Source organism: Roseovarius sp., from assembly GCF_965277045.1.
Lineage (GTDB): Bacteria > Pseudomonadota > Alphaproteobacteria > Rhodobacterales > Rhodobacteraceae > Roseovarius.
Genome location: NZ_OZ255712.1, coordinates 3772785 through 3786808 on the forward strand (window position 1 = coordinate 3772785; position 14024 = coordinate 3786808).

Here is a 14024-nt window from a genome sequence, read left to right on the forward strand (position 1 = left end):
CCCGCCCGGGACCTTCGATGGGCGCCTGTGACGTATCTGGAGGAGAGATCTGATGTTTTATCGTGAGGCGGGCGACTTCAAGACGTCCTACGTGGCGGACAGCCAGACCTTTCCGATCAAGTTCGACAGGTTCCGCTATTATGCGGTGTTGCTGGTGGCGTTTGCCGTCGTGCCCTTCGTGATCAACGATTACTGGGTCAACGCGGTCTTCCTGCCGTTCCTGATCTATTCGATCGCGGCGATCGGGCTGAACATCCTGGTGGGCTATTGCGGGCAGGTGAGCCTGGGCACCGGGGGGTTCATGGCCGTGGGGGCCTATGCCTGTTACAAGCTGATGACCGGGTTTCCGGAGGTGAGCATCTTTTTCCACGTGATCCTCTCGGGCGGGATCACGGCGGGGGTCTGTGTGGTCTTCGGCCTGCCCAGCTTGCGGATCAAGGGGTTTTACCTGGCGGTGGCGACGCTGGCGGCGCAGTTTTTCCTCGTGTGGCTCTTCAACCGGGTGGGGTGGTTCTACAACTACTCGGCCTCGGGCCAGATCAACGCGCCGGAGCGCACGGTGCTGGGCGTGCCGATCACCGGGGCCGAGACCGCGCCCTGGGCCGCGTATCTTTTCTGCCTGGTGTTCACGGTGGTCTGTGCGCTGGTGGCGCGGAATCTGACGCGGGGGATGCAGGGGCGGCAGTGGATGGCGATCCGGGACATGGACATTGCCGCCGAGATCATCGGGGTCAATCCGCTGAAGGCCAAGCTGAGCGCCTTTGCCGTGTCGGGCTTTTTCGTCGGGATCGCGGGAGCGCTGTTCTTTGCCGTCTACCTGGGCGCCGTGGAAGTGGGTGAGGTCTTTGGCATCAACAAGTCGTTCCTCGTGCTGTTCATGGTGATCATCGGGGGGCTCGGGTCGATCTTCGGCTCCTTCGCCGGGGCGGCGTTCCTGGTGCTGTTGCCGGTGCTCTTGAAGAACGTGCTGGTGGGCGGGCTGGGCTGGCCCACGGACCTGGCGGCGCATTTCGAGTTCATCATCGTGGGCGGGCTGATCGTGATATTCCTGGTGGCCGAGCCGCACGGGCTGGCACAGCTGTGGCGGGTGGCCAAGGAGAAATTGAGACTATGGCCGTTTCCGCATTAGGGGCGGCGTGGCGGGATGAAATCCCGCCCTACGGGTTGGGCGCTCGCGCCCATGAAGAGACATCGGACATACCAAGGGAGGAACAAACCGATGAAACAGAGACTGCTGACAGCGATTGCGGCTGTGGCGATGGTGGCGAGCCCCGCGCTTGCGGAGCTGACCATCGTCGATACCAGCTATCGCACCGGGCCTTATGCGGCGAACGGCATCCCGTTCTCGGACGGCTACCAGGATTATTTCACCCTGCTGAACGAGCGTGACGGCGGCATCGGCGGCGAGAAGATCAACCTGATCGAATGCGAGACCGGGTACAACACCGAGAAGGGTGTGGAGTGCTACGAGGCGACCAAGGGCGAAGGCGCGCTGGTGTATCAGCCCCTGTCCACGGGCATCACCTATCAGCTGATCCCCAAGGCGACGGCCGATGGCATCCCGCTTCACACGATGGGCTATGGCCGGACCAGCGCCAAGGCCGGTGAGGTGTTCAAGTGGGTGTTCAACTATCCCGCCAATTACTGGGACGGCGCAAGCCTCGCGATCACGCATCTACTGGAGCAGAATGGCGGCGACCTGAGCGGCAAGAAGGTGGCGCTGGTCTATCATAACTCCGCCTATGGCAAGGAGCCGATCCGCACGCTGGAAAAACTGGCCGAGAAGCATGGGTACGAGCTGATGCTGCTGCCGGTGGATCACCCGGGCCAGGAGCAGAAGTCGCAATGGTTGCAGGTGCGCCAGCAGCGCCCGGATTACGTGATCATGTGGGGCTGGGGCGTGATGAACCAGGTCGCGATCCAGGAAGCCGTGAACATCCGGTTCCCGATGGAGAACTTCATCGGCATCTGGTGGTCCGGCTCGGAGAACGACGTGAAATCCGCGGGCGCCGGAGCCGATGGGTACAAGGCGCTGACCTTCCACAACCTGGGGTCCGATTACCCGGTCTATGACGATATCCAGCAATATGTCGTGGATACCGGCAACGCCGCCGGTGCGGGTGATCAGATCGGCTCGGTCCTGTATAACCGGGGCATGTATGCCGCGATGCTGGCCGCCGAGGCGATCAAGACCGCGCAGGAGATGCATGGCACCGCCGCGATCAATGCTGCCCAGATGCGCGACGGCATGGAGAACCTGGAAATGACCGAAGAGAAGATGGCCGCGCTTGGCCTTCCGAACTTTGGCCCCGAGTTCAAGGTGTCGTGCGAGAACCATGGCGGCAACGGCTTTGGCGCGGTTTCGCAGTGGAACGCGGAGGCCGGCGCGTTCGACCTGATCACCGAATACTACCAGTCGGACCAGGATGTCATCCAGCCGCTGGTGGAAGAGGATTCGGCGGCGTTCGCGGAAGAGAACGGGATCGAGCCGGGCTGCTGATCTGACCTTTCCCCGGCCGCTGCGCGCGGTGGCGGCCGGGGGATTTCGAGTATTTTTGGCAAGAAAAAGCGCGGGTCGCACGCAGGACCCGACGCGATGGAGACCGAAGCATGGCCGAGGCTGCTGTCCAGACCGAAGAGAACCTGCTTGAGGTGAACAATATTGAGGTGATCTACAACCACGTGATCCTCGTGCTGAAGGGCGTGAGCCTGAGCGTGCCGAAGGGCGGGATCACCGCGCTTCTGGGCGGCAACGGGGCGGGCAAGACCACCACGCTGAAGGCGGTTTCCAACCTGCTGAAATCCGAGCGGGGCGAGGTGACCAAGGGCAACATCCGGTATCGCGGGGAGCGGGTGCAGGATCTTGTGCCGTCGGAGCTGGTGAAGAAAGGCGTGATCCAGGTGATGGAGGGGCGCCATTGTTTCGAGCACCTGACGGTGGAGGAGAACCTGTTGACGGGGGCCTATACGCGGGGGTCGAGCAAGGGGGAGATCGAGAAGGATCTGGACCTTGTCTACGAGTATTTTCCGCGGCTGAAGGAGCGGCGGAAGAGCCAGGCGGGCTATACCTCGGGCGGGGAGCAGCAGATGTGCGCGATCGGGCGCGCGCTGATGTCGCGGCCCGAGACGATCCTGCTGGACGAGCCCAGCATGGGGCTGGCGCCGCAGCTGGTGGAGCAGATTTTCGGCATCGTGAAGTCGCTGAACGAGGAGGAAGGCTATACCTTCCTGCTGGCCGAGCAGAACACCAACGTGGCGCTGCGGTTCGCGCAGTATGGCTACATCCTCGAGAGTGGGCGCGTGGTGATGGACGGGCCGGCGAAGGAGCTGCGCGAGAACCCGGATGTGAAGGAATTCTACCTGGGCATGTCGGACGAGGGGCGCAAATCGTTCCGCGACGTGCGCAGCTATCGCCGGCGGAAGCGGTGGCTTTCATGAGCGACAGTGTCTGGTTCTTTGCCTATCCGGAACCGACGCCGCCGAACGCCGGAGCGTTGCTTGACGACACGATTGCCGACCTGACCGCGCAGGGGATCATCCGACGGAACCGGGACCCGGACGCCATTCTGGGTGACCCAAGGGGGCCTGTGCATCGACCGGCGCAAGCGGCCGTCCGGCTTGCCCGGCCTTACGAGTCCTTTGCGGATCTGTTGACCAATGGCGCGGAGTTCTGCGGGTCGCTGATCTTCAATTACGGTCCGCTGAACGCCGGCACGCTGGACTGCCCCCGCTGCGGGGTGACGATTTCGGACGAAGAGGTGGAGGCGTTCAATGACCAGATCGACCAGATCGGTGAGGCGGTGGCCGATGCAGATTTTTCCGACGCGGCTGTCACGTGCATCGCCTGCGGCGCTGAGACATCGGTGAATGACTGGGCGTCCGAGGGCGGCTTCATCATCGCGGGGTTCGGCGTGGGGTTGTGGAACTGGCCCTATGGCACGCCCTTGATGGATGCGGTCAGGGACAGCCTGGAGCGGAATGTGGGGCGACCGGGGCTGGCATCGGACGGGTACCGGATATGAAAGCGGTTGGACGCAGAGACCTTGGCCAGCGGAGGGCCGACAGATGAGCCAGTATTTCGACGATCTTGAAACACGGGACCCCGGGGACCGGGCATCGGCGCTGGCGCGTGCCTTGGGCGCGCAGATCGAACGGGCGCAAGGCTTGCCGGGTTACGGCGACACGCTGGCGGGTGTCGCTCCGGGGGATATCAAGAGCGTGGCCGACCTGGCCGGGTTGCCGGTGCTGCGCAAGGCGGACCTGGGACAGGCGCAGAAGGCCGTGCCGCCTTTTGGCGGGCTGACGGCGGGGCCGGTCTCGGGCTTTGCGCATGTGTTCCAGAGCCCCGGGCCGATCTATGAGCCGGGCGGGGCCGGGGGCGACTGGTGGCGGATGGGGCGGTTCCTGCATGCGTGCGGGGTGGGCGCGGGCGATATCGTGCAGAACTGTTTCGGCTATCACCTGACGCCCGCCGGCATGATGTTCGAGAACGGCGCGCGGGCCGTGGGGGCCACGGTGCTGCCCGCCGGGACGGGGCAGACCGAGCTTCAGGTGCAGGCGGCGCATGACATCGGGACCACGGCTTATGCCGGGACACCCGATTACCTGAAGGTGATCCTGGACAAGGCGGACGAGATGGGGCTGCGTCTGAGCATCACCAAGGCCGCCGTGGGAGGTGGGGCGCTGTTTCCGTCGCTGCGGCAGGAGTATGCGGACCGGGGCATTCAATGCCTGCAATGCTATGCCACCGCCGATCTGGGCAACATCGCGTATGAAAGCCCGGCACAGGAGGGGATGATCGTCGACGAAGGCGTGATCGTGGAGATCGTGACGCCCGGCACCGGCACGCCGGTGGCGCCCGGCGAGGTGGGCGAGGTGGTGGTGACGACGCTGAACCCGGATTATCCTCTGATCCGTTTTGCCACTGGCGACCTGAGCGCTGTGATGGAAGGGGAAAGCCCCTGCGGGCGGACCAACATGCGCATCAAGGGCTGGATGGGGCGCGCCGACCAGACCACCAAGATCAAGGGCATGTTCGTGCGCCCCGAGCAGGTGGCTGCATTGGTGGCCAAGCACGCCGAGATCGCGCGGGCAAGGGTGGTGGCCAGCCGCGAGGGCGAGATGGACGTGATGACCGTGCAGATCGAGGCCGAGGGCGGCGCGCCCGAGGCCTATGCGGCGACGGTTACGGATGTGCTGAAGCTGAAGGGCCGGATCGAGGTGGTGGCCAAGGGAAGCCTGCCCAACGATGGCAAGGTGATCGAGGACCTGCGCAGCTACGAGTGAGGGTGTGTGCCGCCGGGCGTTTCCGGGGCGCGCGCGTTCAACGCCGAGGCGAAGCCCAAGGCGACCACGCCCCCGGAGCCACGCGGGCGAGACGCTTTTGCACGTGTCCGGTATCGACCGGGACAGGCCTGCTCGGAAGGTTGATCCGCGACCCCGTGCCGTGCCGGGCCTTCAGGCGACCTGTTCCGAGCGCACCGCCTATGCGGCGATTCGCGCTTCCAGATCGAGCCGCATGGTGGCCATGCCGTGGCGACGCGACAGTTCTTCGTATCCGGCCGAGAGATAGGTGTTGAAGGCCGGCGCGTTATCGGTCTCTACCTTCAGGGTCAGGACCAGCGCACCGAGATCCTCTGCCGCCTGCTCGACGATCTTGGCCATTTCCGCGCCCGCGCCGCCGCGCATCTCTTCGCAGAGGTAGACATAGGTCAGGTGCCGCACTTCCGGGCCGACACCTTCGCGCAGGGCGAAGAAACCGACCTCGTGCCCTTCCGCATCAAGAAGGTAGAAGGAGACATCCGAAGACTCGCCCAGCCAGTTGCGATGCCATTCCATCTCGTCGAAGGGCACCTTTGCACTGGGGTTGAGCAAGGGAATTTCCGCGTCCGGCAGCATCTTTGCCAACGGGGCCAGATCGCGGTCGTGGTTGCGGCGCAGGGTGAGTGTCATTGGTCCTTCCTTCGGCTGGTCGCGGCGCCAACGCGCCGGAGAGTGTCATTGAAACCGTGCGCCTGACATACAAGGCCCGCCCGCGTCAACCATACTGGCAAAGCCTGGCACCTGGATGCGCGTCGGGCTCTCCGGAGAGAAATCCGGCTCTGCCCGGTCTTGTTTCGTTCGGTCAGAAACGGAGGGACGGCAGGTTCGGTGTCGAGTCCGGGCTTGCGACGGTCTGGAAAGGTCCGCGAGCCGGGCCTTCCGAACCGCTTATTCGCCATGCCATCTGTCGGTGCGAAATGAGCGCCGTCGGTCTTTACATTCTGATCAAATTCCGGGCAGTTATTCCTTATGAATGCGCATCTCAAGGGGCTGCTGCTGACCACGCTGGGCGTGTTGTTCGTGGTGCCCGACTCCCTTTTCGTGCGGCTGATCGAGGCCGAGCCGCTGGTCGTGGCCTTCTGGCGTGGGATTACCGCCGGGGTGTTCATCCTGGTGGGCGTGCTGGCCTTCATGCCGCGCGGATCGACCCGTGCGGCGCTCAGTACCGGCTGGCCGGGTGTCATCTATATCGTGCTGATGGGCTCGACCGCGCCGGGTTTCGTGCTGGCGGTGACGCAGACCAGCGTGGCGAACGTTGTGTTCATCTTTGCCTCGATGCCGGTGTTCGCCGCCATTTTCGGCAAGGTGTTCCTGGGCGAGGGGATCAGCCGGCGCATGGTGCTGACAATGCTGGGCGTCTTTGCGGGGCTGGCGATCATCGCCTATGGCTCGGGCGAGAACGAGATCGCCAGCTGGAAGGGCGACATCTGGGCGGTGATCGTCTGCGCCTCTTACGCCGGTGCGCTGACGGCGGTGCGGCAGTTGAAGGACGTCTCGATGATCCCGGCCATCCCGGTGGCCTATATCGGGGCCGGGCTGGTGGTGCTGCCCTTCGTGTCGCCGATGGTGCCGGTGGCGGCGCAGTGGCACTTGTTCGCGCTGCACGGGGCGTTCATCGCGGTCGCCACGTGCTTTCTGACACTGGGGCCGCGCTATATCAGCTCGGCGGAGGTGTCTTTGCTGATCCTGCTGGAATCGGTGCTGGCGCCGCTGCTGGTCTGGGCCGTGGTGGGCGAGGACCCGGGGCGCTGGGCCATCGTCGGCGGTGCGGTGGTGATCGGGGCGCTCGTGGTGTCGAACATGGTGGCACTCAGGCGGCGGCGATGAGCGGCGGGGCGGAAGCGACGCCTGTCGCGGGGCTGACTGCGTTTCGCAAGCGCGACCGTGACCGGCTTTACGCGTTGCGGCGCGAACTGACGGTGCAGGAGCAGAGCATGCAGGCGGGCGCGGTGGCGGCCGCGCTGGACCGGGTGCTGGAGGACATGCGCGGCAGGACCGTGGCTGCGTACTGGCCGATCCGCGGAGAATTGGACCTGCGTCCGTGGCTGACCCGACTGCGCGAGGCCGGCTGCCGCCTGGCCTTGCCGGTGGTGGTGGCGAAAGGCCGGCCCCTGGTGTTTCGCGCGTGGGAGCCGGGCGCGAGGATGACGCGCGGCCTGTGGAACATTCCGGTCCCGGCAGACGCGGCGGAAGTCGTGCCCGATCTCGTCATCGCGCCGCTGCTGGGGGTCGATGACGCGTGTTACCGGCTTGGCAACGGGGGCGGCTATTACGACATGACGCTTGCGGCGCTCACGCCGCGCCCGCGCGTGATCGGCGTGGGGCATGATTTCTGCCCGGTGCAGACGATCTTTCCGCAGCACTGGGACGTACCGATGGATGACGTGATCCTGGGGGACGGGTCGCATGTGCGCCGCGTGGCGTGACCCCTTTACGCGCCGCCCTGCTGCTTTTTCTTGCCGAAAATACTCAAAATCCGCCGCGTGCGGCCCCTTGCCTTCAGAAATCCACCGTCACGCCCGGCAGGTGCAGGGCCTTGACGAGGTCGCGCAGTTCCTGGCGCGCGGCGACGTTGGAGATGTTGAGGCCTTTGACGCCGATATCCTTGAGGTCCAGCAGGGTGAGGCCGCGCGGAAAGAGCTCTCGGAAGATGACCCGTTCGTTGAAGCCCGGCGCGGTGCGGAAGCCGATGCGCTTGGCGAGGTTTTCCAGCGCCGCGCCCATCTTTTCCTTGTTCACCATCTGCTGTGCGCCGAGGCGGTTGCGCACCACGATCCAGTCGATCGGTTTCAGCCCGGCCTGCGCCCGCAGCTGCCGCGCGTTCCAGACCATTTCGGAATAGACGGACGGCCCCAGGATCTTGAGCCCGTCGGTGTCGACATGGGCGAGCAGGTCGAAATCGACGAAGCTGTCATTGAGGGGCGTGACCAATGTATCGGCCAGCGAATGGGCCACCTGGCTGAGCCGCGTGTGCGAGCCGGGGCAGTCGATCACGATGAAGTCGCTGTCGGGTTCCAGTTCGGCCACCGCCGCAGACAGACGGCGGTCATAGACGTTCTCGCCGGGCTTCAGCTTGTCGGGATCGACCTCGGGCAGATCGTGGTAGTGCGGGCCGGGCAGGTCGAGCCCTTCCTTGGCCAGGTAGGCCGTCCGGTTGTGGGCGTAGCGGCCGAATGTCTTTTGCCGCAGGTCGAGGTCGAGCGCGCTGACGTTGTGGCCCATCCGGGCGAGCGCGGTCGCGACATGCATCGAGACGGTGGATTTGCCCGCCCCGCCCTTTTCGTTTCCGACGACGATGATATGTGCCATGCCCCTTGCCCTTTTGCCCCGCTTTTGACCCGGCGAATTGCCTTGCAGGTTTGGACGCTACTTTATGGTGTATGACGGCCTGGTTGAAGCCGGTTCGACACGATCTCGTGGAAATATTGCATTTGCGCCATGCGGGGCGAAAACGAAAAACGCCGCCCCGAGGCGGAGCGGCGTTTCGATGGTGCTGACGCGGCTGGCTTAGAAGCCGAGGCCGGCGTACTTGTTCTTGAACTTCGACACGCGGCCGCCGGAGTCCATCAGGCGGGTGCCGCCGCCGGTCCAGGCGGGGTGCACGGAGGGGTCGACGTCGAGCGACAGGGTGTCGCCTTCGCTGCCCCAGGTCGAGCGCATCTGGACGATGGTGCCGTCGGTCATCTTCACGTCGATGAAGTGGTAATCGGGGTGCAGATCTTTTTTCATGCTATCCGCTCCTTACGCGTTTGCGCCCGACTTGGGCTTGTAGTTGGAAACCTCTGCGATCCGGGCCGACTTGCCGCGGCGCTGGCGCAGGTAATACAGCTTGGCGCGGCGGACGCGGCCACGGCGCACGACTTCGATGCTGTCGATGTTGGTCGAGTAAAGCGGGAACACCCGTTCCACGCCTTCACCGAAGGAAATCTTGCGTACGGTGAACGAGCCGGCGATGCCTTCGCCGTTCTTGCGGCTGATGCAGACGCCTTCGAACATCTGCACACGGCTGCGGGTGCCTTCGGTCACCTTGAAGCCGACGCGCACGGTGTCGCCGGCCTTGAAGTCGGGGATGGTTTTCCCCAGTTCGGCGATTTGTTCCGCCTCGATTTCAGCGATCAGGTCCATCTGATCCACTCCTATGTTGCTTGCGGTTGTCCCGCAAAGGTGATGCGCGGCCTTGAGAGCTCCTGGTCTTCTATCGGGTCCACTGGGAAGTGCCCGCCGGAGGTCAGGTCGTCATGTCTTTTGTCTCGATGCTGCGTGCCGGGCGGGTGGGAGCTGAAGAAAGCATCCCTGTGTGCCAAACAAACAGGTCCGGGCGACTCAAAAGAGTCCCGGACGGGCGGTGTATAGGAGTAAATGAACTGTCGATCAAGTCACTTGAAGCGCTGTCGTTCAGTTCGTTTCAGGCACCACGTCTGATGGCATCCAGCCTCAGCCGGCACCGCCGTCGGCCTGTCCCATGCCCTTGCTTCGGGCGATATCACGGGCGTTATATCCGACGGACGGCGCGTGCGCTTTGTGCGATTGTTTTTCCGAAGCGATTATCTGACGCGTGCGGCGATGCAGGAGCGCGGAATCACGTATTGAGACTTTTCCGCGCCAGGGCGCTGATGAGGTCGGTGCGCGTGACAATCCCGATAAGAGTGCCACCCTCCAGAACCGGGACGGCGTCGACGGCCCCGTCAGCCATCTGGGGAAGCAGGGCGGACAAGGGTGTGTCTGCCGTTGCGCGCGGACCGCCAACGTTCATGATGTCCGCGGCTTGCACAGGGACTTCCCGTTGGCGGTCAAGCAGCCGCTTCATGGCCTTGCCGAAGCCTCGGTTCAGGCGCAGGCCATCCTCGCGAGCCCGGTCGATCAGATGGATTTGAAAGATAACACCAAGAAACCGGTCTGTGTCGTCCACGACGGGCAATGCAGTGAACCGGTGATGCCTGAACAAATCCGCGATCTCGGTCAAAGGCGTGTCAGTCTCTATGGTGATCAGATTGCGCGACATGATATCAGCTGCGGTCGTCGACCCCGACCTGTTGGCCGCCACCTGCATTTCGGCAGCCCCAAGCAGTCGTGCCAGATCCTCGACACCCAGATTGAACGACTGTTTGTAGCGTTCGAGAATGTCGATCAGCTCTGCTTCGGACAATCCAAGGCGCTCCGTTGGTTCCGGATCTTTAGTGCCATGACTGTTTGGATCATCGAACTGCCGGAATGGGTAATGTCGCCCGGTCAAGCGGCCGTAGGCTATGGCGACCACCACGAGAACGACCGTGCCTGTTCCAATCGGCATGAGTGCGAAATAAAATCCCAGTTCCTGCACTGCGTCAGGGTTCATGGCCGCAGTCATTGCAACGGCGCCAGCCGGTGGATGCAAAGCACGGCACATGATAGTCGCAGAAATCGCCAGCCCCACAGCCAAAGCGATACGCAGGACCGGATCTTGTACTGCCAGGCAAACCGCGACGCCGACCACGGCGGCGACCACGTTGCCGACGATCGCCGACCAGGGCTGCGCCAGGGGGCTGTTGGGGACGGCAAAAAGAAGAACTGAACTTGCGCCAAACGGTGCCACCAGATACAGGCCAAGTTTCAGGTCGATCGTCGGTGCGAGAACGAATGCCCCGGCCAACGCAAGTCCGATAAATGCTCCGAGCCCCGCACGCAGGGCTTCCAAAGGCGAGCTTTTGGCGACGGCAGGACCAAATGAACCAAGGTGAAGCAAAGTGATACCTTTCAATTAACCGTCGGCGTGCTGTTTCAGAGTGCAAGTAACCCGGCTTTGAAAATTTGCTTAGCCGCCTTTGAGTTTTTCGAAGGCCGCCCAAAGATCCGGCCGCTGTTCGCGCGTCAACTTTTCCGCCATGGCCCTGCGCCACTTGGCGATTTCGCCGTGGTGGCCGGACATCAGCACGTCGGGGATCTTGCGGCCCTGCCATTCGGCGGGGCGGGTGTATTGGGGATGTTCCAGCAGGCCGTCGGAGAAGCTTTCCTCTTGCGCAGAGGCCTCGTTGCCCAAGACGCCGGGCAGCAGGCGCACGGTGGCGTCGATCATGGCCTGCGCCGCGAGGTCACCGCCGGTGAGGACGAAATCGCCCAGCGAGACCTCCTGGATGTCGTAGTGGTCGATGACGCGCTGGTCGAGGCCTTCGAAGCGGCCGCAGATCATCGTCACGCCGGGGCGGGTGGCCCAGTGGCGCGCCATGGATTGGGTAAAGGGCGTACCGCGCGGGCTGAGGTAGATCAGCGGCGCGCCTTTGGGCGCACGCGGCAGGGCGTGGTCGAGGGCGCGGCCCATCACGTCGGCCCGCAGCACCATGCCGGCACCGCCACCGGCGGGGGTGTCGTCGACGTTGCGGTGCTTGCCCTCGCCGAAACCACGCAGGTCGATCGTTTCGAGTTGCCAAAGACCGTCCTTCAGCGCCTTGCCCGTCAGGCTGTGGCCCAGGATGCCGGGAAACGCGTCGGGCAAGAGGGTGATGACCTGCGCCGACCACGCGCGGGCGAGGCGTTCGGGGCCGTCCATCAGGCTGCGCGGTTTCAGCGATGCGGTGATCGACTTGCGACCGTGGGATTTCGAGGCTTTGTCGGACATGGGGCTATGTGCGGCGCAAACCCGGGCCGCGTCAAGCGGGCGTGGCGCGGGTCTGGCGCGTGGCGCCGGCGGCGCGGTAGCGTTTGAGCACGGCGCGCTTGGCCTCGGCCAGGTCTGTGTCGGACAGGGCGGACCGGTTGAGCGCCAGGAGTTCCTCGGCGGCGCCATCGGGCTGCACGTTGTGGGCGGGCAGGGGCGGGAGCCCGTTGCGGGGCACCTCGAGATGATCGAGGGCAAGGCCCAGGGGACCGAGAGGGTCGGCGCCGGTCTCTTCGATGGGGGCGTCGAGAACGGTGGCGCGGTGGCGGATGCGCGCGTCGACGCTGTCGACGATCGTGGCGAGGTCGGCGGCACCGGAGAGGTGGGCGCGGTAGGTCTCGAAATCCTCGGTCAGGCGCAGGGCGCGCAAGTTCTGCCACCAGACGCTGCGCTGCCAGTCGCGGGGCGCGCGGGTTGTGAACAGCACGCCGAGCGGTGCGTCGGAGCCGAAATGCGCCGCCAGAACGGCGGTGGCGACGTTCATCAGCGGGGCCGCCGCGGCGTAGGTCGTGACGCCGTGGTTGCCGGGGATATAGCCGCAAAGATCCTCGGAGGTGATCATCAGGGCGCGCGGGTCGCTCGCGTCGATGCGCCGGATGGCGGCGGTGAACGTGTCGGCGAAGTGGTTCAGATCGGCATGGTCGCCATAGGCCGAAAAGCGTTTGGCCATGCGGGTGGCGTCGATGAGGTCCTGGGTGAAGATCAGCCGCAGACGCGGGCGCAGGGTGCGTTGCAGGTCCGCGGCGCCGCGTTGCAGGGAGGAGGTGCCGGTCTTGTGAAACCCCGGATGCAACAGGATGCGCGGCATGGTCAGAACAGGCCTTCGGGCGGGTCGGCGATGATGCGTCCCGAGGCGAGGTCGACGGTGGGCACGGCCTCGAGCGTGAAGGGCAGAAGGACGGTGGATTTGAGCCCCGGCCCGTGGATTTCGAGGATGTCCGATGCGCCGTGGTTCTGGACCGACTTCACCCGGCCCAGGAGGGTGCCGCCGGTGTCGTATACGTCCAGCCCGATGAGGTCGGCGTGGTAGTATTCATCGTCGGGCAGGGCGGGCAGGCGGTCACGCTCGACGAAGAGACGCAGGCCGCGCAGGGCGTCGGCCTGTTCCTTGGTGGCGACGCCGGACAGCCGCGCGATGAGCGCGCCCTTTGTGGCCTGGCCGGTGAGGGTGATCGTGTAGCTTTGTATGCCGTCCTCGGAGGTGACGGGGCCGTAGGTGGCGATATCCTCGGGCGTGGCGGTGAAGGATTTCAGCCGCAACTCGCCCCGGACGCCGAACGCACCGGCGACGGCGCCTATGCAGACAAGGTCGGTCATTGGCGTGCCTCGCTGACCAGGCACAGCCCGTCGGTTGCGAGGCCACCCTGCGCCGTGCAGGCCTCGGAGACGTTGTGACGTTCGAAGAAGACGCCTGCGACGAAGGTCAGGGCACTGAGAACGACAAGGCGTATGTGGCCGAACATTTGGGATGTCCCGAAAGCGAAAGCGGTGCGTGCCGCCCCGGCTGAGCGCGGGGGCGGCACGGAGATCATAGCGCCGAAAGCGGTGGGCGGATCAGCTTTCGCTGGTTTCTTCCGCGGCGGCCTCTTCAGCAGGCGCCTCTTCGGCCGGGGCTTCCTCGGCGGGGGCTTTGGCGGCTTCGGCCGCTTCGGCGGCCTTGGCGGCTTTCTCCTCGGCGCGGTCCTTGGCTTTCTGGCCCGGCTCGGCCTTCTTCATGTTGGCGCGCTCTTTCTTTTCCAGCACGCCGGCGGCTTCGAGGAAGCGCGAGACGCGGTCGGAGGGCTGTGCGCCGTGGTCCAGCCAGTGCTGCACGCGCTCCATGTTCATCTTGACGCGGTCTTCGCTGTCCTTGGGCAGGAGCGGGTTGTAGGTGCCCAGCTTCTCGATGAAGCGGCCGTCGCGCGGCATGCGGCTGTCGGCGGCGACGATCGAGTAATGGGGGCGTTTCTTGCTGCCACCACGGGCAAGGCGGATTTTCATGGCCATTGGTGTTCTCCTTTTATGGCGTTGGTGTGGTGGGGTGAAACCCCACCCTACGGTTGGTTTGGCGGGTTCTGTCCGCCGGGGTTGG

The 14024-nt window shown here is 64.6% G+C and carries 17 protein-coding genes; 7 read left to right on the top strand and 10 right to left on the bottom strand.

The genetic code is table 11. The features are described 5' to 3' along the window. Window positions 1-52 precede the first annotated feature (52 nt). From ACQY4V_RS18800 to ACQY4V_RS18820, 5 genes are all read left to right on the top strand, one after another. Window positions 53-1129 carry a branched-chain amino acid ABC transporter permease gene (locus ACQY4V_RS18800; RefSeq protein ID WP_428514341.1) on the top strand — a complete coding sequence of 359 codons (1077 nt, stop codon included), beginning with the start codon at window positions 53-55 and terminating at the stop codon, window positions 1127-1129. A 90-nt stretch (window positions 1130-1219) separates the two neighbouring features. Continuing rightward, entirely contained in the window at window positions 1220-2500 is a 1281-nt protein-coding gene (locus ACQY4V_RS18805) for an ABC transporter substrate-binding protein (protein ID WP_428514343.1), read from the top strand. A gap of 110 nt (window positions 2501-2610) precedes the next feature. Then, complete coding sequence (locus tag ACQY4V_RS18810) at window positions 2611-3438, top strand: ABC transporter ATP-binding protein (protein WP_222451477.1); 828 nt, start codon at window positions 2611-2613, stop codon at window positions 3436-3438. After that, complete coding sequence (locus ACQY4V_RS18815) at window positions 3435-4022, top strand: hypothetical protein (protein ID WP_428514345.1); 588 nt, start codon at window positions 3435-3437, stop codon at window positions 4020-4022. The genes ACQY4V_RS18810 and ACQY4V_RS18815 overlap by 4 nt, the downstream gene beginning before the upstream one ends. Window positions 4023-4065: 43 nt before the next feature. Next, window positions 4066-5286, top strand: a complete 1221-nt coding sequence (locus ACQY4V_RS18820; protein WP_428514347.1) for a phenylacetate--CoA ligase family protein — start codon at window positions 4066-4068, stop codon at window positions 5284-5286. 198 nt (window positions 5287-5484) lie between these two features. On the opposite strand, the gene ACQY4V_RS18825 is transcribed toward ACQY4V_RS18820, so the two are convergent. Continuing rightward, window positions 5485-5952, bottom strand: a complete 468-nt coding sequence (locus ACQY4V_RS18825) for a GNAT family N-acetyltransferase (RefSeq protein ID WP_428514349.1) — start codon at window positions 5950-5952, stop codon at window positions 5485-5487. A gap of 339 nt (window positions 5953-6291) precedes the next feature. Here ACQY4V_RS18825 and ACQY4V_RS18830 point away from each other — a divergent pair, with 339 nt between their 5' ends. After that, window positions 6292-7149, top strand: coding sequence for a DMT family transporter (locus ACQY4V_RS18830; RefSeq protein WP_428514351.1), 858 nt, complete (start codon window positions 6292-6294; stop codon window positions 7147-7149). Beyond that, the gene (locus ACQY4V_RS18835) at window positions 7146-7748 is read left to right on the top strand and encodes a 5-formyltetrahydrofolate cyclo-ligase (RefSeq protein WP_428514353.1); all 603 of its coding nucleotides are present in this window, start codon (window positions 7146-7148) and stop codon (window positions 7746-7748) included. Before ACQY4V_RS18830 ends, ACQY4V_RS18835 begins: the two co-directional genes overlap by 4 nt. Window positions 7749-7821: 73 nt before the next feature. Here ACQY4V_RS18835 and ACQY4V_RS18840 read toward each other — a convergent pair whose 3' ends face one another. From ACQY4V_RS18840 to rpsP, 9 genes are all read right to left on the bottom strand, one after another. Further along, window positions 7822-8631, bottom strand: a complete 810-nt coding sequence (locus ACQY4V_RS18840) for a division plane positioning ATPase MipZ (protein WP_222451473.1) — start codon at window positions 8629-8631, stop codon at window positions 7822-7824. Between the two features lie 198 nt (window positions 8632-8829). Continuing rightward, the gene (gene rpmE / locus ACQY4V_RS18845; protein ID WP_152490913.1) at window positions 8830-9051 is read right to left on the bottom strand and encodes a 50S ribosomal protein L31; all 222 of its coding nucleotides are present in this window, start codon (window positions 9049-9051) and stop codon (window positions 8830-8832) included. 12 nt (window positions 9052-9063) lie between these two features. After that, window positions 9064-9447, bottom strand: a complete 384-nt coding sequence (gene rplS / locus ACQY4V_RS18850; protein WP_057790669.1) for a 50S ribosomal protein L19 — start codon at window positions 9445-9447, stop codon at window positions 9064-9066. A 454-nt stretch (window positions 9448-9901) separates the two neighbouring features. Beyond that, the gene (locus ACQY4V_RS18855; RefSeq protein WP_428514356.1) at window positions 9902-11059 is read right to left on the bottom strand and encodes an HPP family protein; all 1158 of its coding nucleotides are present in this window, start codon (window positions 11057-11059) and stop codon (window positions 9902-9904) included. 54 nt (window positions 11060-11113) lie between these two features. Continuing rightward, window positions 11114-11914 (bottom strand): tRNA (guanosine(37)-N1)-methyltransferase TrmD, encoded by an 801-nt coding sequence (gene trmD / locus ACQY4V_RS18860; RefSeq protein WP_428514358.1) that lies wholly within the window; start codon window positions 11912-11914, stop codon window positions 11114-11116. 31 nt (window positions 11915-11945) lie between these two features. Further along, the gene (locus tag ACQY4V_RS18865) at window positions 11946-12761 is read right to left on the bottom strand and encodes a hypothetical protein (protein WP_428514360.1); all 816 of its coding nucleotides are present in this window, start codon (window positions 12759-12761) and stop codon (window positions 11946-11948) included. Window positions 12762-12763: 2 nt separating this feature from the next. Continuing rightward, window positions 12764-13270 (bottom strand): ribosome maturation factor RimM, encoded by a 507-nt coding sequence (gene rimM, locus ACQY4V_RS18870; RefSeq protein ID WP_428514362.1) that lies wholly within the window; start codon window positions 13268-13270, stop codon window positions 12764-12766. Continuing rightward, a complete protein-coding gene (locus tag ACQY4V_RS18875; RefSeq protein ID WP_428514364.1) occupies window positions 13267-13416 on the bottom strand; it encodes a hypothetical protein in 150 nt (49 codons plus the stop codon). Before ACQY4V_RS18875 ends, rimM begins: the two co-directional genes overlap by 4 nt. Before the next feature lie 91 nt (window positions 13417-13507). Next, complete coding sequence (gene rpsP, locus ACQY4V_RS18880; protein ID WP_428514366.1) at window positions 13508-13939, bottom strand: 30S ribosomal protein S16; 432 nt, start codon at window positions 13937-13939, stop codon at window positions 13508-13510. Window positions 13940-14024 lie beyond the last annotated feature (85 nt).